General features: G+C 52.1%; 19 protein-coding genes and 1 pseudogene. 6 read left to right on the forward strand and 14 right to left on the reverse strand.

Features of this window, described 5'->3' with window-relative positions; genetic code table 11:
• Positions 1-12: 12 nt before the first annotated feature.
• Positions 13-1065 (reverse strand): LacI family DNA-binding transcriptional regulator, encoded by a 1053-nt coding sequence (locus OGV38_RS18510; RefSeq protein ID WP_370468755.1) that lies wholly within the window; start codon positions 1063-1065, stop codon positions 13-15.
• Between the two features lie 271 nt (positions 1066-1336).
• Between OGV38_RS18510 and OGV38_RS18515 the strand changes: the two genes are divergently transcribed.
• On the forward strand, positions 1337-2533 hold the full coding sequence (locus OGV38_RS18515) for an L-talarate/galactarate dehydratase (RefSeq protein WP_016153126.1): 1197 nt from the start codon (positions 1337-1339) through the stop codon (positions 2531-2533).
• A gap of 73 nt (positions 2534-2606) precedes the next feature.
• On the forward strand, positions 2607-3917 hold the full coding sequence (locus tag OGV38_RS18520) for an MFS transporter (RefSeq protein ID WP_269517270.1): 1311 nt from the start codon (positions 2607-2609) through the stop codon (positions 3915-3917).
• A gap of 68 nt (positions 3918-3985) precedes the next feature.
• Here OGV38_RS18520 and OGV38_RS18525 read toward each other — a convergent pair whose 3' ends face one another.
• The 8 genes from OGV38_RS18525 to OGV38_RS18555 form a co-directional block, all read right to left on the reverse strand.
• Entirely contained in the window at positions 3986-4603 is a 618-nt protein-coding gene (locus OGV38_RS18525; RefSeq protein ID WP_016153128.1) for a glutathione S-transferase family protein, read from the reverse strand.
• Between the two features lie 83 nt (positions 4604-4686).
• Positions 4687-5460, reverse strand: coding sequence for an amino acid ABC transporter ATP-binding protein (locus OGV38_RS18530; RefSeq protein ID WP_181545744.1), 774 nt, complete (start codon positions 5458-5460; stop codon positions 4687-4689).
• Positions 5444-6370, reverse strand: coding sequence for an amino acid ABC transporter permease (locus OGV38_RS18535; RefSeq protein WP_016153130.1), 927 nt, complete (start codon positions 6368-6370; stop codon positions 5444-5446). The genes OGV38_RS18530 and OGV38_RS18535 overlap by 17 nt, the downstream gene beginning before the upstream one ends.
• A 9-nt stretch (positions 6371-6379) precedes the next feature.
• Positions 6380-6889 (reverse strand): GNAT family N-acetyltransferase, encoded by a 510-nt coding sequence (locus OGV38_RS18540; RefSeq protein ID WP_016153131.1) that lies wholly within the window; start codon positions 6887-6889, stop codon positions 6380-6382.
• Between the two features lie 10 nt (positions 6890-6899).
• Entirely contained in the window at positions 6900-7832 is a 933-nt protein-coding gene (locus tag OGV38_RS25155; protein ID WP_019076809.1) for an ABC transporter substrate-binding protein, read from the reverse strand.
• Positions 7833-7844: 12 nt separating this feature from the next.
• On the reverse strand, positions 7845-9158 hold the full coding sequence (locus OGV38_RS25160) for an LLM class flavin-dependent oxidoreductase (protein ID WP_016153133.1): 1314 nt from the start codon (positions 9156-9158) through the stop codon (positions 7845-7847).
• Positions 9159-9183: 25 nt separating this feature from the next.
• Positions 9184-10305, reverse strand: coding sequence for an amidohydrolase (locus OGV38_RS18550; RefSeq protein ID WP_016153134.1), 1122 nt, complete (start codon positions 10303-10305; stop codon positions 9184-9186).
• Positions 10305-11303, reverse strand: coding sequence for an MsnO8 family LLM class oxidoreductase (locus OGV38_RS18555; RefSeq protein WP_269517268.1), 999 nt, complete (start codon positions 11301-11303; stop codon positions 10305-10307). Before OGV38_RS18555 ends, OGV38_RS18550 begins: the two co-directional genes overlap by 1 nt.
• A gap of 516 nt (positions 11304-11819) precedes the next feature.
• On the opposite strand from OGV38_RS18555, the gene OGV38_RS18560 reads away from it, so the two are divergent.
• Positions 11820-13361: a methyl-accepting chemotaxis protein gene (locus tag OGV38_RS18560; protein ID WP_032931561.1), complete on the forward strand. Its 1542-nt coding sequence runs from the start codon at positions 11820-11822 to the stop codon at positions 13359-13361.
• A 93-nt stretch (positions 13362-13454) separates the two neighbouring features.
• Here OGV38_RS18560 and OGV38_RS18565 read toward each other — a convergent pair whose 3' ends face one another.
• The 3 genes from OGV38_RS18565 to OGV38_RS18575 form a co-directional block, all read right to left on the reverse strand.
• Complete coding sequence (locus OGV38_RS18565) at positions 13455-13688, reverse strand: hypothetical protein (RefSeq protein ID WP_016156562.1); 234 nt, start codon at positions 13686-13688, stop codon at positions 13455-13457.
• A 29-nt stretch (positions 13689-13717) separates the two neighbouring features.
• Positions 13718-14197 carry an Hcp family type VI secretion system effector gene (locus tag OGV38_RS18570; RefSeq protein ID WP_016156563.1) on the reverse strand — a complete coding sequence of 160 codons (480 nt, stop codon included), beginning with the start codon at positions 14195-14197 and terminating at the stop codon, positions 13718-13720.
• Between the two features lie 239 nt (positions 14198-14436).
• Positions 14437-15129: a hypothetical protein gene (locus tag OGV38_RS18575; RefSeq protein ID WP_019076815.1), complete on the reverse strand. Its 693-nt coding sequence runs from the start codon at positions 15127-15129 to the stop codon at positions 14437-14439.
• Positions 15130-15198: 69 nt separating this feature from the next.
• Here OGV38_RS18575 and OGV38_RS18580 point away from each other — a divergent pair.
• Together OGV38_RS18580 and ansP are read left to right on the forward strand one after the other, a co-directional pair.
• Positions 15199-15833, forward strand: a pseudogene (locus OGV38_RS18580) (Tn3 family transposase); the annotation flags it as partial.
• 224 nt (positions 15834-16057) lie between these two features.
• On the forward strand, positions 16058-17500 hold the full coding sequence (gene ansP / locus OGV38_RS18585; protein WP_286474386.1) for an L-asparagine permease: 1443 nt from the start codon (positions 16058-16060) through the stop codon (positions 17498-17500).
• Between the two features lie 41 nt (positions 17501-17541).
• On the opposite strand, the gene OGV38_RS18590 is transcribed toward ansP, so the two are convergent.
• Entirely contained in the window at positions 17542-17763 is a 222-nt protein-coding gene (locus tag OGV38_RS18590; protein ID WP_003020157.1) for a YgdI/YgdR family lipoprotein, read from the reverse strand.
• A gap of 136 nt (positions 17764-17899) precedes the next feature.
• Positions 17900-18961, reverse strand: coding sequence for a 7-bladed beta-propeller protein YncE (gene yncE / locus OGV38_RS18595; RefSeq protein WP_269517266.1), 1062 nt, complete (start codon positions 18959-18961; stop codon positions 17900-17902).
• Positions 18962-19221: 260 nt separating this feature from the next.
• Here yncE and pqqU point away from each other — a divergent pair, with 260 nt between their 5' ends.
• Positions 19222-21342 (forward strand): TonB-dependent receptor PqqU, encoded by a 2121-nt coding sequence (gene pqqU, locus OGV38_RS18600; protein WP_269517265.1) that lies wholly within the window; start codon positions 19222-19224, stop codon positions 21340-21342.
• Positions 21343-21368 lie beyond the last annotated feature (26 nt).

The raw sequence follows: 21368 nt of genomic DNA on the forward strand, positions 1-21368 counted from the left end.
GATGCAGGTAACTTATGCGGATTCTCGTTCCACCAGGTGAAATCCAACATCAATGATATCGTCTTCACGCGGAATTTGTTCGATACGATCGGCAAGCAGAGAGGCGGCGCGTTGTCCAATAGCCCGTCTGTCGACGCTGACGGTGGTGATGGCAGGTCGGTTACTGGCGGCAAAGTCGAGATCGCCAAAACCGATTACCGCTAATTCCTGCGGCACGCGTAGACCACGGCTTTCGGCTTCCATGATCGCCCCCTGAGCTAACGTATCTGAGCTACAGACGATGACATCAAACGCGCGTTCAGCCAATAGCTGTGCCAACCCGCTACGCCCCAATGCCAGAGAGGCAGGAAGCGGGACATCCACCTGTGCACCAGCCGCAATACCATGACGGCTCAGCGCATCGCACAGTCCTTGTTTACGCTGGCCAGCCCGGCGATCGGCGGTCCATAGCAAACCAGGACGGCGATACCCTTTGTCCAGCAAATAGTCTGCTACCGCCTGCCCGACTTTTTCATGCGAAAACCCCACCAGCATATCGATGGGCGTTGGCGTTAAATCCCATATTTCCACGACCGGGATGGCCGCATTAAGAATCACCTTTTTCAGCTCGGCGGTATGATGGATACCGGTGAGCACTACACCATCCGGGCGACGAGAAAGCAGCGTCGCCACCAGCTCAGCCTCTGTTTGCGGCGTATAACCCGACACGCAAAGCAAGATGTGGTATCCGCGTTCAGCCAGTTCATCGCTTAATGACTGGATGGTATCGACAAACATATTGTTGTTAATTTGTGGGACAACCACAGCAATAAGCTTACTGCGACGCGACGCCAGCCCCCCGGCCAGCGCGTTGGGAATATAGCCAGTGGCGCGTACCGCCTGCATCACTTTTTCTACTGTTCTCGGGCGCACCAGTTGCGGGGTATTCAACGCCCTGCTCACCGTCATGGGCGACAATCCCGCGGTACGGGCAACATCTTCCAGCGTGGGTGCGCGCGGAGGTCTGGGATTTTTCACTGTCGATGCCCTTGTCAAAAATCGCTGATTTATCCTGGCATTATTCATCATGATTTCGGCTATTGCCAGCGCCCCTCTACGATAACGCTGAGAAAACAGCAGCTTAGTTAATTAGCGCCATCTGAAATGATAGCGCCATCATAATGACTTGTGCATTTACCCATAAAGTATTGGAATGTGATGCTGTTTACAAGTTACTGCCCTTTTGTCTCAGTATTTGTGAGCGATTGTTCAAAACGCATTCAATTCGCTGGCGCAATGATTGCCCTAACACTAAAAATGTTAGCGCAATCATTTGTTATCACCAGGAGAGATTAAAATGTCATTAAGTGCGAATTCCGATGCCGTAACGTATGCCAAATCAGCCAATGCAAAAACCGCGGCTGAAACCGGCGACCGTATCGAGTGGGTTAAGCTGTCCCTGGCTTTCCTTCCCCTGGCAACACCCGTGAGCGATGCCAAAGTGCTGACCGGTCGCCAGAAACCCCTAACCGAAGTTGCCATTATTATCGCGGAGATCCGCAGTCGCGACGGGTTTGAAGGCGTTGGATTTAGTTACTCCAAACGGGCTGGCGGCCAGGGAATCTATGCTCATGCCAAAGAAATTGCCGATAACCTGTTAGGCGAAGATCCAAACGATATCGACAAGATCTACACCAAGCTGCTGTGGGCTGGAGCTTCCGTAGGGCGCAGCGGCATGGCGGTTCAGGCTATCTCCCCTATCGATATCGCCTTGTGGGATATGAAGGCCAAGCGTGCAGGGTTGCCGCTGGCAAAGCTATTGGGTGCACACCGGGACTCCGTGCAGTGTTACAACACCTCCGGCGGATTCCTGCATACGCCGCTGGATCAGGTGCTCAAAAACGTCGTTATTTCCCGTGAAAACGGCATTGGCGGCATCAAACTCAAGGTTGGTCAGCCAAACTGCGCCGAGGATATTCGCCGCTTAACCGCGGTGCGTGAAGCGCTGGGCGATGACTTCCCGCTGATGGTCGATGCCAATCAGCAGTGGGATCGAGAAACCGCCATTCGTATGGGACGAAAAATGGAGCAGTTCAATCTGATCTGGATTGAAGAGCCGCTGGATGCCTACGATGTGGAAGGTCACGCCCAACTGGCCGCCGCGCTTGATACCCCGATTGCTACCGGTGAAATGCTGACCAGTTTCCGTGAACATGAACAGCTGATCCTCGGTAATGCCAGTGATTTTGTGCAGCCCGATGCACCGCGTGTGGGGGGAATTTCACCGTTTCTGAAAATTATGGACCTGGCGGCGAAACACGGTCGCAAACTGGCTCCGCACTTTGCCATGGAAGTTCACCTGCATCTGTCCGCCGCTTACCCGCTTGAGCCATGGTTGGAACATTTCGAATGGCTGAACCCGTTATTTAATGAACAGCTTGAGCTACGCGATGGGCGGATGTGGGTTTCCGACCGTCACGGCCTGGGGTTCAGCATCAGCGAGCAGACACGTCGCTGGACGCAATTAACCTGCGAGTTTGGTAAACGTCCTTAATTTATTTGGCGGGTAAGTAATACCCGCCCTCTTCCCTACAGAAACGCTCTCAACCTTATGAAAGGAGTGGGTGATGAACACAATAATAAAGCGCACAAAAGTGCGTTACGGTATTTTGATATTTCTGTTTCTTGCCACCGTATTTAATTACGCCGATCGCGCGACGTTATCCGTCGTGGCTCCGATTATGAGCAAAGAATTAGGTTTTGATCCCGAAGCAATGGGGCTGGCCTTTTCTGCCTTCGGTATTTCTTATGTCATTATGCAATTGCCTGGCGGCTGGCTACTTGATCGCTACGGTTCTCGTCTGGTATACGGCTGCGCCCTGATTGGCTGGTCGCTGGTGACCATGTTTCAGGGCACCATTTATCTGTATGCCAGTCCACTTGTGGTATTGATTATCTTACGTTTACTGATGGGTGCCATTGAGGCTCCGGCCTTTCCTGCCAACAGCCGATTAAGCGTGCAGTGGTTTCCTAATAACGAACGAGGATTTGTCACCTCAGTTTACCAGGCCGCGCAATATATCTCGTTAGGGGTAATTACACCGTTAATGACGATTATTTTGCATAATCTCAGCTGGCACTTTGTTTTTTATTACATTGGGGCGATTGGCGTTATTCTTGGCATCTTCTGGCTGGTAAAAGTCAGAGATCCTATGCATCATCCGAAGGTAAACCAGCAGGAAATTGACTATATCCGGGAAGGCGGTGGCGAACCGTCGCTGGGAAATAAAAAAGAGCCACAGAAGATTACCTTTGCGCAAATAAAAAGCGTCTGCGTCAACCGCATGATGATTGGCGTTTACATCGGGCAGTTCTGCGTGACGTCAATCACCTGGTTCTTCCTGACCTGGTTTCCTACCTATCTGTATCAGGCTAAAGGAATGTCGATCCTTAAAGTGGGGTTTGTCGCCAGTATTCCTGCTATTGCCGGTTTTATCGGTGGATTGTTAGGGGGCGTTTTTTCAGACTGGCTATTAAAATGCGGCTACAGCCTGACGGTTGCTCGTAAGCTGCCCGTTATCTGCGGAATGTTACTTTCCTGTGTCATCGTTATCGCTAACTACACCTCGTCAGAATTTGTGGTTATCGCGGCGATGAGTCTGGCATTTTTCGCTAAAGGCTTTGGCAATCTGGGGTGGTGCGTACTTAGCGATACTTCACCAAAAGAAGTGCTCGGCATTGCTGGCGGCGTATTCAATATGTGCGGCAATATGGCGAGTATTATCACGCCGCTGGTGATCGGCGTCATTCTGGCGAATACCCAGTCCTTCGATTACGCCATTCTGTACGTCGGTTCGATGGGGCTGATTGGCCTGATTTCTTATCTGTTTATCGTGGGGCCACTGGATCGTATTACGCTGAGCCCGTCCGTCGCGTAATGTAAGCTTATGGCGATAGTTCGCCCGCTGTTCCGGGATTTGCACTCCTGCGGAACAGCGTTTTTTTTTCAAATAATCTTATTATTTTTCAGTACAGTACGCAGTCGCGGGTGCTGGCAAACCGCGTCAGCGATGGCGCTGATATTGGGCGTGTTGTCCTGAAACCAGTCATGCCCTGGCCCCCAGGTGCGCATAACGGCAATATAAACGTCCAGCAGTGTTAGCTGATCGCCAAACGCGTACGGCTCAGCGCTTAGCTGGTCGTTCAGCCACATATAAAGCGATTTGCGGTACTCAATACAGTTCTTTTTTAACTGCGCCGCGGCGTCTGGTACCCAGCGTTGTGGATAATCGGCATAGGTAAACGTTGGATAGACATTTGCCACCAGCCATATCAACAGACGCTGAAACTGCTGGCGCTCAGCGTGCCCAACGGGTGGCGCAAGTTCAGGACAACGATCGAGGATCATCAGGGCGATGGCCGCCGTTTCCGTCATCACGTTACCATTTTCCAGTATCAGTGTGGGCACCTGGCACAGCGGATTCATTTTTTTAAGCAACTCCCGCGAAGGCCCGTCGCGGTCAAAACCATCCACATCAATAAAGCTGTAAGGGATCTCCGCCAGTGTGAGCATCACTTCACTGATGGCCGATCCCCAGCCCGGCACCCCATAGACCTTAATCATGCTGCAACCCCCCAAAGTTAAAACCCTAAGTGTAGAGCAGCATTCGTCAGTCTATGCAGACCAGCCTATCTTTCCCTGCAAGTTCACAGCACTTTCGACAAGAATTGCTGGGTGCGCGTGTGGCGTGGATGATTCAGCACCTGCTCGCTGCTGCCCTGTTCGACAATTTTGCCATCGACCATAAACACCACCTGATCCGCCACTTCCCGGGCGAACCCAATCTCGTGCGTCACCACAACCAGCGTGGTTCCCGACTGCGCCAGTGCTTTGATAACATCCAGAACTTCGCCTACCAGTTCAGGATCCAGCGCTGAAGTGGGTTCATCAAACAGCATAACGCGTGGATTTAGCGCCAGCGCACGGGCTATAGCGATACGCTGCTGCTGACCGCCGGAGAGATGACGCGACCAGGCACCGGCTTTATTACGCAAGCCAACGGCATCAAGCAGAGTTAATGCCCGCTCGGTGGCGGCTTTACGCGATGCCAGACCGTGCGCAATGGGCGCTTCAATCAAATTCTCCAGCACTGTTAAGTGCGGGAACAGATTAAAATTCTGGAACACATAGCCGACGTTAACGCGCTGGCGCAAAATTTCCGCCTCTTTCAACTCATACAGCTTGTCTCCCTGCCGACGATAACCAATGTAATCGCCATCGATTTGAATAAACCCTTCATCGACGCGCTCCAGATGGTTGATCGTCCGCAAGAGTGTGGATTTTCCTGAACCGGACGGGCCAAGAATAACCGTTACCGTTCCGGGAGGGATCTCTAGCGACACATTATCCAGCGCTTTGTGGCGACCGAAGTATTTGCTGACGCCGGTAATGGAAATATGGCCTTCAGGCGAGTGGGACATGGACGGCCTCCTGCTGCGGACGTTGACGGTTGCGTTTTTCTGCACGGCTCACCCGGGCGGTATTGATTGCGGAACGTCGCTCGCTGCGGGCCAGCGCGCGTTCGACCAGGTGCTGAATTAACGACAGAACGCTGGTGATCACCAGATACCACACCGCACCCACCATCAACAGCGGGATCACTTCCTGCGTGCGGTTGTAGATCATCTGGATGGTGTAGAACAGCTCTGGCATTGCCAGCACGTATACCATCGCCGTCCCTTTCGCCAGACTGATGATTTCATTGAAGCCAGCAGGCAAAATGGTGCGCAGCGCCTGCGGCAGAATAATTCGCAGCGTACGTCGCCATGCGGGTAAGCCCAGCGCTGCCGCTGCCTCGTACTGGCCGTGGTCAACCCCTAAAAATCCACCACGAATAATTTCAGCGGTATAGGCGCTTTGCACCAGCGTCAGGCCAACCACCGCGGTGGAAAACTGGCCGAGCACATTGATGGTCTCAAAACTGCCCCATTGAATGGGAGTAAACGGAATACCAATCGCCAGCGTGTCGTACAAATAGGAGAAGTTGTACAAAACGATGAGCACCACAATCAGCGGTAACGAACGAAACAGCCAGATGTATCCCCATGCCAGACCGTTCAGTAGCCAGGAAGATGAAAGCCGTGCCAGCGCCAGCAGACCACCGATGATAATACTCAACAGCGTACCGATAAGCGTCAGTAGCAGAGTTTGCCCAAGGCCGGACAAGATAACCGGATCAAAGAACCAACGGGCAAACACGCCCCATTCCCAGCGCGGATTAAACGCCACGGACTGGATAATCACCGCCAGGACAAACAAGGCAATGACTGCTCCTGCGGTGCGCATAGGATAGCGCGCCGGTACGACTTTAATACTCTCCGTCGTTTTCATCTTCTCTCCTCAGGCTATTCTGGCCTGACCGGCGATGGTCAACAGTTTGGTAAAGCGCAGCCGGCCATCAAACGGTGGCAGGCTGTACTCTTCGGGATCGCGCGCTGTATCAAATTGCGGATCGTAGCCTTGGCTTAAATAAAGTCGCACGGCCTCCGGCTGGCGAAATCCCGTGGTCAGATAAATCCGGCTGTAGCCCGCCAGCAGCGCCCTGCGTTCCAGCTCCTGCACCACGCGCGCCGCCAGCCCCTGCTGACGCAGGCTGCTTTTCGTCCAGATGCGCTTAATCTCGGCGGTGTCTTTGTCGTAAGGTTTGTAGGCCCCGGTGGCGATAATCTCGCCGCTGCGCTCCAGTACCACGAAAAGTCCCTGCGGTGCCAGATACCATTCGGTCAGCTCCACTTCAGCGTCGCGAGAAAAATAATCGCCATAGCGGGCGGCATATTCACCGAACAGACCGTTCAAAATTGGCTGCAGCTCGCTGGCTTCAGGTGAGACCACGCGAAATTGATCGCTCACGATGACCTCCTTAGTCGCCTAAACCGGCCGGGTTGATTTCAGATTGCGGAATACGCTCCACCCCTTCTCCCCAGCGGTTCAGCACCTTGTCATAGTCGCCGTTGCCAATTACGCCGTTGAGGGCGGTTTGTACCGGCAGAACCAGACCGCTGTCCTTTTTCAGCGTCACAGCGATGTGTGCCGCTTTTGGCCAACCGCCATCAACGCTGCCCACCCGTTGCGTTTTTCCGTTGAGTGCAGCTTTCCACGCGCCGATAACGTTAGGACCGAAGTAAGCATCGGCACGGCCTGACTGCAGGGCCAGGGTTTGCGCGGCATCATCTTTGGTATACACCGGCGTAAACGGCTGCAACCCTTTCTTCACGTTCTCATCGTTCCAGGCGAGCAGGATGGCTTCCTGATTTGTCCCCGAACCGACGATGATGCGCAGACCGGCGATATCTTCTGCCTGCTCGATTTTCTTCAGCTTACTGCCGGTTTTGACGTAGAAGCCAAGGGAGTCCTTACGATACGTCGCGAAATCGAATTTCTCTTTGCGGGCTTTGGTGACGGTAATATTGCTGATCGCGGCATCATATTTGCCGGACGTGACGCCCAGCGGCCAGTCTTCCCATGACGTGGGCACGACGTTGAGTTCCAGCCCCAGACTGTCAGCCACCAGACGAGCGATGTCCGCCTCGCTGCCGATCAGTGTCTTATTGTCATCGGCAAAGACGGTCAGCGGCGGCTGGCTTAACCCGGCAATCGCCACGGTGAATTTACCCGGTACGGCCAGGTGCAGGTTCGCGGGCAACTGCGCAATCGCCTGCGGATTTTTTGCCGTATTAATTGGCGTTTTATTGGCTTCCAGGCTTACGCCCGTACCGTTAATAGTCACATCATTTGCCCAGACGTTAGCGCTGAAAGCCAGTGACAGCGCGAGGAAGACTGATTTTTTCTGCATAGCGTTTTTCTCTTATTGTGTGAATTGGTTTGCAGGTGTCGCGAGTCCCAGGCTTGCGCGCAGGGTCGTACCGGGATATTCATGGCGGAACAGGCCACGCGCCTGAAGCACGGGGACAACCTGTTCGACAAAACGCGGGAAGGTATCTGGCGTTCCCCCCTGGATAATAAAACCGTCTGCGGCTTTTTCGTCGAACCACTGCTGAAGACCATCGGCAACCTGTTGCGGCGTACCGCTGAAACGTGGGCGTGGACTGGCCGCTTCCAGAGCAACCTGGCGTAGCGTTAAGCCACGCTCACGCGCGTTGCGTTTGATCTCATCAGTCGTACTGCGAAAGCTGTTTTGTCCAAGGGAACCCAAATCCGGGAACGGTGCGTCCAGTGGATATTGGGCGAAATCATGATGTTCAAAATAGCGGCCCAGGTAGTTCAGCGCGTCGGTAATAGAGACCAGCGCAGCGGTAGTCTGATACTGCTGCTCAACATCCTCTGCGCTGTCGCCAACAATCACGCTGACGCCCTGGAATATATGCAGTTGTTCGGGATGTCGCCCGGCGTAGGCCAACTGGCTTTTTACATCCTGATAGAACTCTTTGGCCTCCGCCAGCGACTCCTGATGGGTAAAAATAGCATCGGCATGCTGCGCCGCTAATTTCTTACCATCCTGTGAGGCGCCCGCCTGGAATATAATCGGACGGCCTTGTGGCGTGCGCCCAATATTTAACGGCCCTGCGACCTGAAAATAATCTCCATGATGGTTAAGCGTGTGCAGTTTTTGCGGATTAAAAAACTCTCCGCTTGCCTTATTACGGGTAAAAGCATCGTCTTCCCAGGAATCCCACAGTCCTTTCACTACCTGTAAATATTCATCGGCGATACGATAACGCAAGGCATGTTCTGGATGCTGGGCACGGGAATAGTTCTTTGCCGAACCCTCCAGAGGTGATGTGACCACGTTCCATCCGGCTCGCCCCTGGCTGAGATGATCAAGGCTGGCGAACTGCCGTGCGGTAGTAAACGGCTCGCTGTATGACGTGGATACCGTGCCAACCAATCCCAGATTTTGGGTAATGCTGGCCAAAGCAGATAATACCGTCAGCGGCTCAAAGCGATTTAAAAAGTGTGGGATTGATTTTTCATTAATATACAGACCATCGGCGACAAAAATAAAATCCAGCTTCCCTTTTTCCGCAATAAGCGCCGTCTCTTTGACAAAATCAAAATTAATACTGGCATCGGCCTGTGCCGCCGGATGACGCCATGCGGACATATTTCCCGCTGCGCCATGCAGAATAGTGCCGAGCCGTAGTTGCCGATTTTCAGCCATAATAACCCCTACCCAACAGGTAAACTTAAAGATGTGCGAATGCCGTTTTTGCTAACTGTGCAAAGTAATGCGCGGCAGGTTCAATTAAACGTTCGTCCGGATTAAAGCCCGGGTGATGTAATCCGTATTCACTGGCGCTGCCAATACTGACAAATGCCCCAGGCGTATTTTGCAGATAGACAGCAAAATCCTCGCCGCCCATATGCAGGTCGGCATGGTGGGTGGTGTAGCCTGATTGTTTCGCCACGGCGGTGGCGATATCGGCCCAACGTGCATCGTTTACCAACGCGGTCGGCCCCGCATGCCAGATAACGTCGATTTGTGCGCCAAAGGCGTGGGCAAAACCGGCGGCGATGTCATTAACCCGTGCTTTAACCTGCTGCTGCACCGAAGTCCGGTGCGTTCTGAGCGTCCCTTCCAGCTCAACGGATTCTGGCAACACGTTCCATGTATTTCCTCCCTGAATACGGGTCACGCTAAGCACAACTGAATCCAGTGTGTTAACGTCGCGACTGGCAACGCTTTGCAACACCGTGACCAGTTGGCTGGCGAGCAGGATGGCATCTCTGCCTTCATGCGGACGCGCCGCATGTGCGCCCTTGCCATTAATACGCAGCACGAAGCGATCGACGTTGGCATAGAACGCGCCGCCGCGTGTGGCAAATTCCCCCACTGGTAAACCTGGCTCATTGTGCATGCCAAAAATAGCCGCAACGTTGTGCAGCGCACCGGCGCGGATCAGCGTTTTTGCGCCACCGAAACTCTCTTCAGCGGGCTGAAACAAAATACGTACTCGACCCGGTAAGTGTGTTTCCTGTTGTTTAAGCAGCAGCGCGGCGCCCAGCATGACGCTGGTGTGGACGTCATGCCCGCAGGCATGCATCACTCCCGGAGTGAGGGAGCGAAACGGCACATCGGCGCTTTCTTCTATCGGTAGCGCATCGATATCCGCTCGCAGCGCGATGACATCTTCTCCCTGCCCGATTTCCGCGACCAGACCGGTTTTCAGGTCGAACGGCAAAATCTCGACGTCCGCTGCGTGCAGCCAGGCGTGAATGCGCGCCGTCGTTGCCGACTCTTGCAGGGAAAGCTCCGGGTGCTGGTGTAATTCACGACGCCAGTTGATAAGCGTTGAGGCCAGAGTCATCAGAGCACCTCCACGGCGTTATGGGCTTGCGCCAACAACCGCAGCGATGTCAGACGCGCGTGACCTTCCGCCACTGGCGTGTCGATAATGAACTCCTCAATGCCAAATTGCGTATGCAGGGCATTCAGCTTCGCCATCACCTCCTGAGCCGTGCCGTGTAACAACGCCTGCTCACGACGCGCGATTTTGCGTGGCGGACTGCCGGCCTGCGCGGCGAATGCCAGCGCCTGCTCTTCACTGGCTACCGTGACACGTTGACCATTCTCCAGCTCCACGCCCCAGATTTGCACGTTTTCCGCAAGCTGCGCGGCGGTATCGTTACTGTCAGCCACAATCACCTGGACGGCAACTATCGTTGGACGTGCGCTGTGGGTCTGCCAGAAGGACAAAACGTCACGCAATAACGCGCGGTCACCGTTGAGGTGTGCCGCGAAGATAAAATGCCAATTAAATTGCGCTGCTAACTGTGCGCTTTGCACACTGGCTCCCAGGACAAACCCTTCCGGCGGTATCGGTGGGATTGGCGTCGGAAATACCGTTTCCCCGCTTTCCGTGCCGCTCAGCGTTAGCCAGTCGTTAAGCTGGGAAAGTTGGTCGGCAAAACTGCCTTTTTCATCCTGATGCACTCCTTGCTGTAGTGCCTGAGTCGACAGTGGTAAGCCGCCAGGGGCTTTCCCTACGCCGAGATCGACACGCCCGGGTGCCAGCGAGGCCAGAAGATTGAAGTTTTCCGCCACTTTGTACGGGCTGTAATGTTGCAGCATCACGCCACCGGAGCCTACACGAATACGCTGGGTTTGCCCGAGGATCCAGGCAATCACCAGCTCCGGTGATGGGCTGGCCAGCTGTGGCGTATTATGGTGTTCCGCGATCCAGAAACGATGGTATCCCCACTCTTCTGCCCGCTGCGCCAGACGTAACGTCCGGGCAAGCGCAATCGCGGCGGTTTCACCTTCCCCGAGGGGGCTTTTATCCAGAATACTCAGGCGATATGACATGTTACGGGCCTATGCTTGTTAACATGTCATTATTATTAAATTATCAGATAACCATGCAGAAACATTTAATTCACATTTGCTCAGCTAAAAAGTAGATAACCAGCCCTGACGCTGTCAGGGTTAAAGTTCGGATCGCCTTGTACTGGTCGGAACACGAAACTGAAAACACGCGGAATGTATGGCCTACAAAATATAATAGGGTCGTTGGTCTCACGGGAATAACATCCAAATCATTTCATGCCAGTTTTCTTTTTACGAAAACGTTTTTTAACGCGATTTACGTTAAGTCAGGTTAAATGACTTAAAACGTTATGCGGTTGTATAAAATGTTTCAGTTTTATGACCCTGAATGAATATTCCACAGAGATTTTTTAATTTAAATACTTCCACAGAAATGATGATTAGTAGAGAATGCAGCGTTTCTTATTAAAACGGTTTAAAACGGCTTTTTAATATTCCTCCCGATTTTATTGCGGGAATTTTTGTATGGATTATACATATCATTATGGGGCCTCTATGAAAAGTAACATGCCCGTTACACAAATTGAGCACGCACTTAACGACAAAGCGACGCTGCTTTCAACGACGGATAAAGAAAGTCATATTACCTACGCTAACTCTGCTTTTATCGATGCCAGCGGATTTAACGAAGATCAATTAATGGGCGAAGCGCATAATATTATTCGCCATCCTGACATGCCTCCCGCTGCATTCGCTGATATGTGGTACACGCTACAGCAGGGAGACAGCTGGACGGGTATGGTGAAAAACCGCCGCCAAAATGGTGACCATTACTGGGTTCGCGCCAACGTTACGCCGGTCTGGCACAATGAAAAACTCACCGGTTACATCTCAGTGCGTACCGTTCCTTCGCGTGATGAAATAACTCACAGCGAAAGTTTATACCAAAAAATGAATAGTCAGCAGTTTAAAAGCTTTCGACTTTTTAAAGGGATTATCATTCGTCGCGGCTTATTGGCATGGACCTCCATGTTTAAATGGCTGAATATCAGCCAGCGCGTCAATTATTCTTTAGGGGTGACGGCCCTGCTCGCTTTGTTATTTATCTTCGCCCCGTTTAATCCCTTTATTCAGTCGGGTGGCTTGCTGGTGTTATTTCTGGCGTTGGCTATTTACCTTAAGTATCAAATTTGTCAGCCAGTTAATACGCTCCTGACGCAAATGAAGAAAGTGGTGTCCGGACGTAAACCTGATAACTGTCATTTAAATCGGGTGGATGAGATCGGAATGCTAATGCGACTGGTTAATCAGTCCGGGCTTAATCTGAATTCTCTGGTCGATGACGTCAGTACGCAAATTTCCGGTATTCGCGCTATCAGTCAGCGGGTGTCAAAAGAAGGTACGGCGCTGCATCAGCGTTCAGAAGAAACCTCTGCCGACCTGCAACAAACCGCTGCGGCCATTGAAGAAATTGGTAGCGCGGTACAGCAAACCGCTGAGACGGCGGCACATACCATGACCATGGCCGATAAAACCAGCGCCAACGCTGCAGAAGGCGGCGATATCATGAAACAAACTATCGCCATGATGCAGGCGATATCGCGTGACAACGGGCAGATCGTTGACATCATTGGCGTGATCGACAGCATCGCCTTTCAGACCAATATTCTGGCGCTCAATGCCGCGGTTGAAGCCGCGCGAGCCGGGGAATCCGGGCGTGGCTTCGCCGTTGTCGCGGCAGAAGTCCGCAATCTGGCCCAACACTCGGCGTCTGCGGCAAAAGAGATCAAACAGCTTATTGAGAAGAACGTCGCCAATGTTAATAGCGGCGTCAAAATGGTGGAGCAAACGGAAACGCATCTCACCGGGATGATTGGGGATGTACTGCAGATGTCGATGATGATCAAAGACATTAGTCTGGCCACGCGTGAGCAAACCCAGGCTTTGGATCTGATTAACGATTCAATTTCACGCGTTGGCACCATGACACACAATAATGCCGAGATGGTGGAGCGCGTCACCGACGCCACCGCCGATCTGACCCAGCGTTCATCACGCTTACAGCAGGCCGTTCAGGTCTTTGGCGTATCGGCATAACGTTACGGCGCTTATTGGGTGAATGTCTCGATAAGCGCACTCCTCTACATGGGGCTCTACGCCGGAACCGCCGAAATTTCCGGTCCGTTGCTTTTAGTGATCTTTCGGTACCTCAATGACTCCATCAGCAATGCCCTGAGCCAGCCTTTCGATCCATTTTGCAAAGCGAAATATCCAGGGTATTGCAGGCATCTGGACTTTTGAAGCGCTGTCCATCACCCGTTTAAAGGCATCCATATAGTCATAACAGCCCTGCAATAATTGAGCATCACCATTATCATGAACTATCTTCGCTAACTGCTGTTGTTCAGCAGTTAAGTCGACCATTTTCTTTCCTCCTTTGGTGCCCCTCGTCATCAGGCACAACAACGATCGTTCCATGAGTCTCGATAGATAATATTACCCTCCATATACTTCCAGGTAATCGCCTCATAACGCAACTCGAGCGTTTCAAGGTGAGTACTACTCATACCGTTAGGTGACAGGTATGGCGCAACCGTTGTGAACTTGACGTTTTCCAGAATGATATTGAAATACTCCGCCTCGATGCCCGATTCCAGGATACGGTACATCTTGATTGTCGCCTTCTTCATGGTTCGGCCTTCACAGACAGCGCGGTACAGGAGCGGTGTTGTCTGATCAAATTCCTTCACTATCGTGATCGGGCTATGAACGCGCGTCCCTGTAAGTTTGCCCCAATTGGGGTCTACTGGAATGGTTACGCCGTGCGAAAATGATTTTAATTCGATGGAACCCAAACGCAGGGGCATTAAACAACTGCCAACAATCGGCGATCCATTTTCATCTTCAAGCCATAAATGAGCGGGAGTAGACATATAATTTCCTTATCAGTGATGATTTAAGTAACTGTGATATTAACGCTGTCACCATTTACAGTAACGCGTGAAAATAACAATCATAACTATGGCGAATACGCCTGTAGGCCAGACAGGGCTGTCAGGGAAAAAATATCCCTGGAGCAATGCGAAAATAATCGTAAAAATGACAGGTCCGTACAGCGATGATAAAAACCTGAGCTGCCACAGTAGAAATTTCTTTAGTGATCGAATCATGGTTATCTGATCATCCGGGTGATGATATGTGCTATACCGGAATCAGATGACCATTGCGCTTCAATTGCGCCCGCGCGCTCAAATACCGGTTCAATCAGGAAATACATCATATCCAGTTGTTGCATGTAAAGTGCAGAGTAATAAGCTGGATACTGGACGTGTAGACGACGAGCACTATCCGCCGCTTTCTGAACCAAGCCGTACGTGGCCACAACCCCCGCAGTCGTACCCGCTGCACGTCCCGTAAGAGCACTGAGTTGCATACTTAGATGCAATCCGATACGGACGCTGGTAGCGACCGCTAAAGCGTACCCCGCACCGGTAAGGGTGCTGGCCGCGATATGAACATTTACAGCCATAAGTGCTTTTTTAATATGCTCTAATTGGGCATTAGTTTTGTATTTGAATACTTCTTCAAAGTAGACACGAAGCATTTCATAGACAACGTCACCATGCTGGATAATGCGAATAACAGCATTCCTGAAGCGCAGATCCTCCGTTTTTTGCTGCTGGCAAACATCATTATATTCATCGGTAAAGCAGGACGTGTAATACAGCAGACGGGTAGCGCCCTTTCCCAAGGTTTCAACTTGATTTGTAACCTGCTGACCGACGGCAGAAACTGCATGATCGAGCTTTAATGCAAGGATCCTGTTAGCCTGTAGGTAACTGATGACTTCATTGTTGTTGTACATAACCGCTCCATGCTAATTTCATTACATCCAGTTTTTCATTACTTTTCTCGGGAAAGCGTCCGATAAAAGGATTCGTCAGCATATAAAAAATGCCTGATCCAGCCTGCGGGCAGATTGTTCTGGACCTTATCACACGCGAAAAAAGCAATCTTGATCGCATCGTCGCCACGCCGGGGCTGAAGGAAATGAGGCAGGGAACGCTGATCCGCAAGTTATGTACATATACAACGGCCAACCCGACAAGACAGGCGATATTTGAATACGATCGGCTGGTTCGCAGTATTTACACGCTGAAGTATCTGCGTGACCCGCAGTTGTAACGCAATATCCGTCGCTCCCAGAATCGCGTTTAATCTTATCACCAGTTACGTGCATCAGTCGCCAAAGTCGGCGGTAAGAAAGAGTTAACAGGGAAAAATGATACTGAAACGGACATCAGTACCCAGTGTGGGCGATTGATCTCCAATGCGATCATTTATTACAACTCCGTGTTCCTGTCACGTTTGCTGGAGAGACTGGAAGCCGAAGATAATACCAAAGGCGTCGAGGCGCTGACCCGGATATCACCGATGGCCTGGCAGCACATTTTACTGAACGGGCATTACACCTTCCAGAGCAGCAATGAACTTATCGATCTGGATACTCTTGTTGCCGGACTTAAACTGGGTTTCGGCGGTTCCGGCGTAGAACCTCTACAGGTATAAATGCCCTTCTCCTTTACTGGCTGAATCGAGGCCACACCGCGCCAGTACCGGCTGCATAAAAATGCTGAATTCTTGTTACCGGGGCTTTGCGGAACCAATCAATTGAATGTAGGATGCTCGGCCGGCAGTTTTCCCCCGTAACACAATGAAGGGTAAGGCTGTTTTCGCCGCAGCAGGTGCGGCAAAAAGGATGTTGTATTTTTGTCAGGTCAACAGGAATCGTAATGAACACAAACAACACGCAAGCCGCGGAACAACATGCGGCGAAACGACGCTGGTTGAATGCTCACGAAGAGGGGTATCACAAAGCGATGGGCAATCGACAGGTACAAATGATCGCCATTGGCGGCGCAATTGGTACCGGGTTGTTTTTAGGGGCAGGCGCACGCCTGCAGATGGCCGGCCCGGCTTTGGCGCTGGTCTATCTGGTATGCGGTATTTTTTCGTTCTTTATACTGCGCGCGCTCGGCGAACTGGTTTTACATCGCCCTTCCAGCGGTAGCTTCGTTTCCTACGCCCGTGAATTTTTAGGTGAGAAAGCCGCCTATGTGGCTGGCTGGATGTACTTCATCAACTGGGCGATGACCGGCATTGTCGATATCACCGCGGTGGCGTTGTATATGCACTACTGGGGCGCGTTTGGCGACGTGCCGCAGTGGGTGTTCGCCCTCGGCGCGCTGGCTATTGTCGGCACCATGAACATGATCGGCGTGAAGTGGTTCGCGGAGATGGAGTTTTGGTTTGCGCTCGTTAAGGTACTGGCAATTGTGATTTTCCTGGTGGTAGGTACCGTTTTTTTAGGTACCGGAAAGCCGCTGGATGGTAACGCCACGGGTTTTCACCTGATTACCGACAACGGCGGCTTCTTCCCGCATGGCCTGCTGCCTGCGCTGGTACTGGTACAGGGTGTGGTTTTCGCCTTTGCCTCTATTGAACTGGTGGGTACCGCCGCCGGTGAGTGCAAAGATCCGCAAACGATGGTGCCGAAAGCAATCAATAGCGTTATCTGGCGTATTGGTCTGTTTTATGTGGGTTCTGTCGTGCTGCTGGTTCTGCTACTGCACTGGAACGCCTATCAGGCGGGGCAAAGCCCGTTTGTGACCTTCTTTTCCAAACTGGGCGTGCCGTACATTGGCAGTATCATGAATATTGTGGTGCTCACCGCGGCGCTTTCCAGCCTTAACTCAGGGTTGTACTGCACCGGGCGTATTTTACGCTCCATGTCGATGGGCGGTTCGGCACCGAAATTCATGGCTAAAATGAGCCGTCAACAGGTGCCCTGGGCCGGGATCCTCGCCACGCTGGTCGTGTATGTCGTCGGGGTATTCCTGAACTATCTGGTGCCGTCACAGGTGTTTGAGATCGTGTTGAACTTCGCGTCACTGGGCATTATTGCGTCGTGGGGATTTATCATGGTCTGTCAGATGCGTCTGCGCCGGGCCATAAAAGAAGGTAAAACGGCAGACGTCAGCTTTAAACTGCCGGGCGCACCGTTTACCTCGTGGTTAACGCTGCTGTTCCTGGTGAGCGTACTGGTATTGATGGCGTTTGACTATCCAAACGGCACCTATACCATCGCGTCATTACCGCTGATTGCCATCCTGCTGGTCGCGGGCTGGTTCGGCGTGCGTAAACGCGTTGCAGAGATCCACCGCACCGCGCCATAACGGCAGAAGGCCTGACAGGTTAATCCTTCAGGCCTTCTTTTTTAGTTCGCTTCAATCAACTGCGCTACGTCGTTGCTGTTAATTTCCCGCGCATTCCCATCCTGATCGGTATAGCTGGTCATTCCCGTGTCTTTATCCAGTTTTGGCTTACCCTGGGTGGTGATGGTTTGTCCGCTTTTGGTCGTCATAACGTAATCGGTGGTGCATCCTGCCAATGTAAACAGCATTACGCCTGCACAAAGACAGATAAATGGCTTTTTCATGGTATTCCCGTGTTATTCAGTTAGCCGTTGAGGGCGTAGTGTAAGTCCCTGAAGTAGGTCAGGCTACTGGCGGGGTGTAACGAGGCGTATCGGGGGATTTAGAGAAGTGACAGGAGGGGTTTCCCCCTCCGGTTAATTACAGCGCAATACGAATAACATCGTCCGGCTGGGTGGCTTCCTGCTCGCGGGTGGACTTCTGTTTCACGCTCACGTACAGGGTTTTACCGTCGGCGGAGAGCGCCAGGCTATTCGGGAATGTTGGGGTCTCGAACGTTTTAACGACTTTATAGCTTTTCGCGTCGATCACGCTCACTTTGCCGGCCTGACGATGGGTCACGTAGGCCTCGTTACGCGCCGGGTTAAACAACACGGCCAGGGATTCCGGCGCGGCGACTTTTGCCAGGACGTTGCCATTACGGGTGTCGATTACCAGCACTTCCGCCGCTTTAGAGTCGGTGACAAAGGCGCGGTTGCCCGCCGTGTCCAGGCTCAGGTTGATGAAGAAATGCTCTTTTCCATCATCCAGCAGCTTTTTACGGCTGAGAATTTTGTTGGTGGTGGTATCGATGGTGATGAATTCACCGTCCGCATTGGCGGTGTACAGGCGTTTAGCCTTGCTGTCGACAGCCAGAGCGGTGCTCATTTTGCCGGTATTTTGAATGGTGTCCTTCAATGTAATGGCATCACCGTCCACCACCCAAATCACGCTATCTTTACCAATACCGCTAATGTATACCGTGTTGGTGACGTCATCGGCGACCAGCTCACGCGGCTGAAGTGGGCGAACGTCTTCAGAACGCTTACGCGCATCCAGCACCAGACGTCCTTTCACCGCGCCCGTTTTGGCATCCATTGCCGTCACCGCGCTGTTTACCGTGTTGCCGAACCACAGCGTTTGCGTGGCGTTGTTGATGGTGGCGCCAAACGGTTTGAGATCGTTATGAATAACCTGAGTCACTTCGAGGGTGACCGGGTCAAGACGGTAAACCACCCCGCCGGTATCCAGTTTGCGGCTCTGCGAAGTCGCCAGCCACAGCGCGTTCTCTTGCTGACTGTATGCCATTTCATAGGCGCCTTTGCCCACGGCTTTGCGCAGCAGTTCTTCTGCAGCCTGCGTAGTAAAAGATGATGCAACGAGCAGTGAACCTAACAGTAAAGAACCACGCAGACGCGGCGAAAACAGATGACGTAAAGACATGACGACTCCCTTTGATAAATTCGTTTGTTACTGCTTCACATAGCTTCAATGAGCAAAATCATGGTTTTGCCCTTTTTAAGAATGAGAATAGTAATCATTATTTATCTCAAAGTGGAGCACTTCTTCACATATTGACTACAATCGTTGTCATTGCCCGAAAAATTAGCGCAATTCAGCAGCGCTAAAATTCATCTTTTATAAAAAAATTCACGCGCTTATCGCTGGTGTTACGGCGTAAGCATCATTAACTGGCCTTGTTCATGACGATTTTTTCAGCCCGCTACACTGCACTTCCTGTTTATTTACTGCCTGTCTTCCTCTCGCCTTATGCCGTGGCAGAAAGTGAGATAAACGATCAAACGCTGATCGTTAGCGCGACACCACAGTCCATTTCTGAACTGGACACCCCTGCCGCCGTCAGCGTCGTTGACGGAGAAGATATGCGTCTGGCAACGCCGCGAATTAACCTGTCTGAATCCCTGACCAGCGTCCCTGGGCTACAGGTGCAAAATCGGCAGAACTACGCCCAGGATCTCCAGTTGTCGATTCGCGGATTTGGTTCGCGAACCACTTATGGCATCCGCGGCATTCGTTTGTATGTCGACGGGATCCCGGCAACCATGCCGGATGGGCAGGGTCAAACATCCAATATTGATATCAGCAGCGTACAAAATATTGAGGTTTTACGCGGCCCCTTCTCTGCTCTGTATGGCAATGCGTCTGGTGGAGTGATAAATGTCAGCACTGAAACGGGACATGAGCCGCCAACCATTGAAGCCAGCAGTTATTACGGCAGTTTTGGCAGTTGGCGCTACGGGTTAAAAGCAACGGGCGCATTGGGCGATGGCACACAGCAAGGGGATGTGGATTACACCGTTTCAACAACCCGGTTTACTACCCATGGTTATCGCGATCGCAGCAGCGCACAAAAAAATCTGGCCAATGCCAAACTGGGCGTGCGCATGGACGATACGAGCAAACTAACCCTGATTTTCAATAGCGTAGAGAGTAAAGCTGACGATCCTGGTGGTCTTACCGAGTCAGAGTGGCAGGCCAATCCGCAGCAATCTCCCCGCGCTGAGCAATACAACACGCGAAAAACCATCAAGCAGACCCAGGCGGGGTTGCGCTATGAACGCCAGCTTAGCGCGAAGGATGATATCAGCATCATGACTTATGCAGGCGAGCGTGAAACCACTCAGTATCAGTCGATCCCGATGGCCCCGCAGTTAAAACCCTCTCATGCCGGAGGCGTTATTACCCTGCAACGTCATTATCAGGGGATAGACAACCGCTGGACTCACCGTGGCGAGCTGGGCGTACCCGTGACCTTCACCACCGGTCTGAATTACGAAAACATGAGCGAAAACCGTAAAGGCTACAACAACTTTCGCCTTGATGATGGCGTGCCAGAATATGGTCAGAAAGGCGACTTACGACGTAACGAACGTAACCTGATGTGGAATGTCGATCCCTATCTGCAAACCCAGTGGCAATTAACGCAGAAACTCTCGCTGGATGCCGGGGTTCGCTACAGTTCGGTGTGGTTTGATTCTAACGATCGCTATATTACGCCTGGTAACGCAGATGACAGCGGTGACGCCAGCTATCACCAGTGGTTACCTGCCGGATCGTTAAAATACGCCATCACCGATGCCTGGAACGTCTACCTGGCCGCGGGACGCGGGTTCGAAACGCCCACCATCAACGAGTTGTCTTACCGCTCCGACGGCCAAAGTGGGATGAATTTTGACCTACAGCCTTCCACAAACGATACCGTGGAAATCGGCAGTAAAACGCGTATCGGCGATGGGCTGTTTACCGCAGCGCTATTCCAGACCGATACCGATGACGAGATCGTGGTTGACAGCAGTAGCGGCGGGCGGACAACCTACAAAAACGCTGGAAAAACCCGCCGTCAGGGAGGTGAGTTATCCTGGGACCAACGCTTTGCCGCAAGCTGGCGCGTAAAAGCTGCATGGACCTGGCTGGATGCGACCTACCGCAGCAACGTCTGTGGCGATCAAAACTGCAACGGCAACCGCCTGCCTGGCATTGCGCAAAACATGGGATTTGCTTCGCTGGGCTACGTGCCTGATGAAGGTTGGTATGCGGGAACTGATGTTCGTTATATGAGCAACATTATGGCCAATGATGTAAATACGGCGCAAGCCCCGTCCTATACCGTAGTGGGTTTAAATACCGGCTATAAATTTTATTACCGCAGTCTGATGATCGACCTGTTCGGTCGGGTGGATAATCTGTTTGATAAGTCCTACGTCGGTTCGGTGATAGTGAATGAGGCAAATGGTCGATATTACGAACCGGCGCCAGGACGAAACTATGGCGTAGGGATTAATCTGGCCTGGCGTTTTGAATAGCACTGGCGGGAATGACTCCCGCCATC

It is taken from the genome of Citrobacter sp. Cb080 (genome assembly GCF_030334745.1).
Lineage (GTDB): Bacteria > Pseudomonadota > Gammaproteobacteria > Enterobacterales > Enterobacteriaceae > Citrobacter > Citrobacter braakii.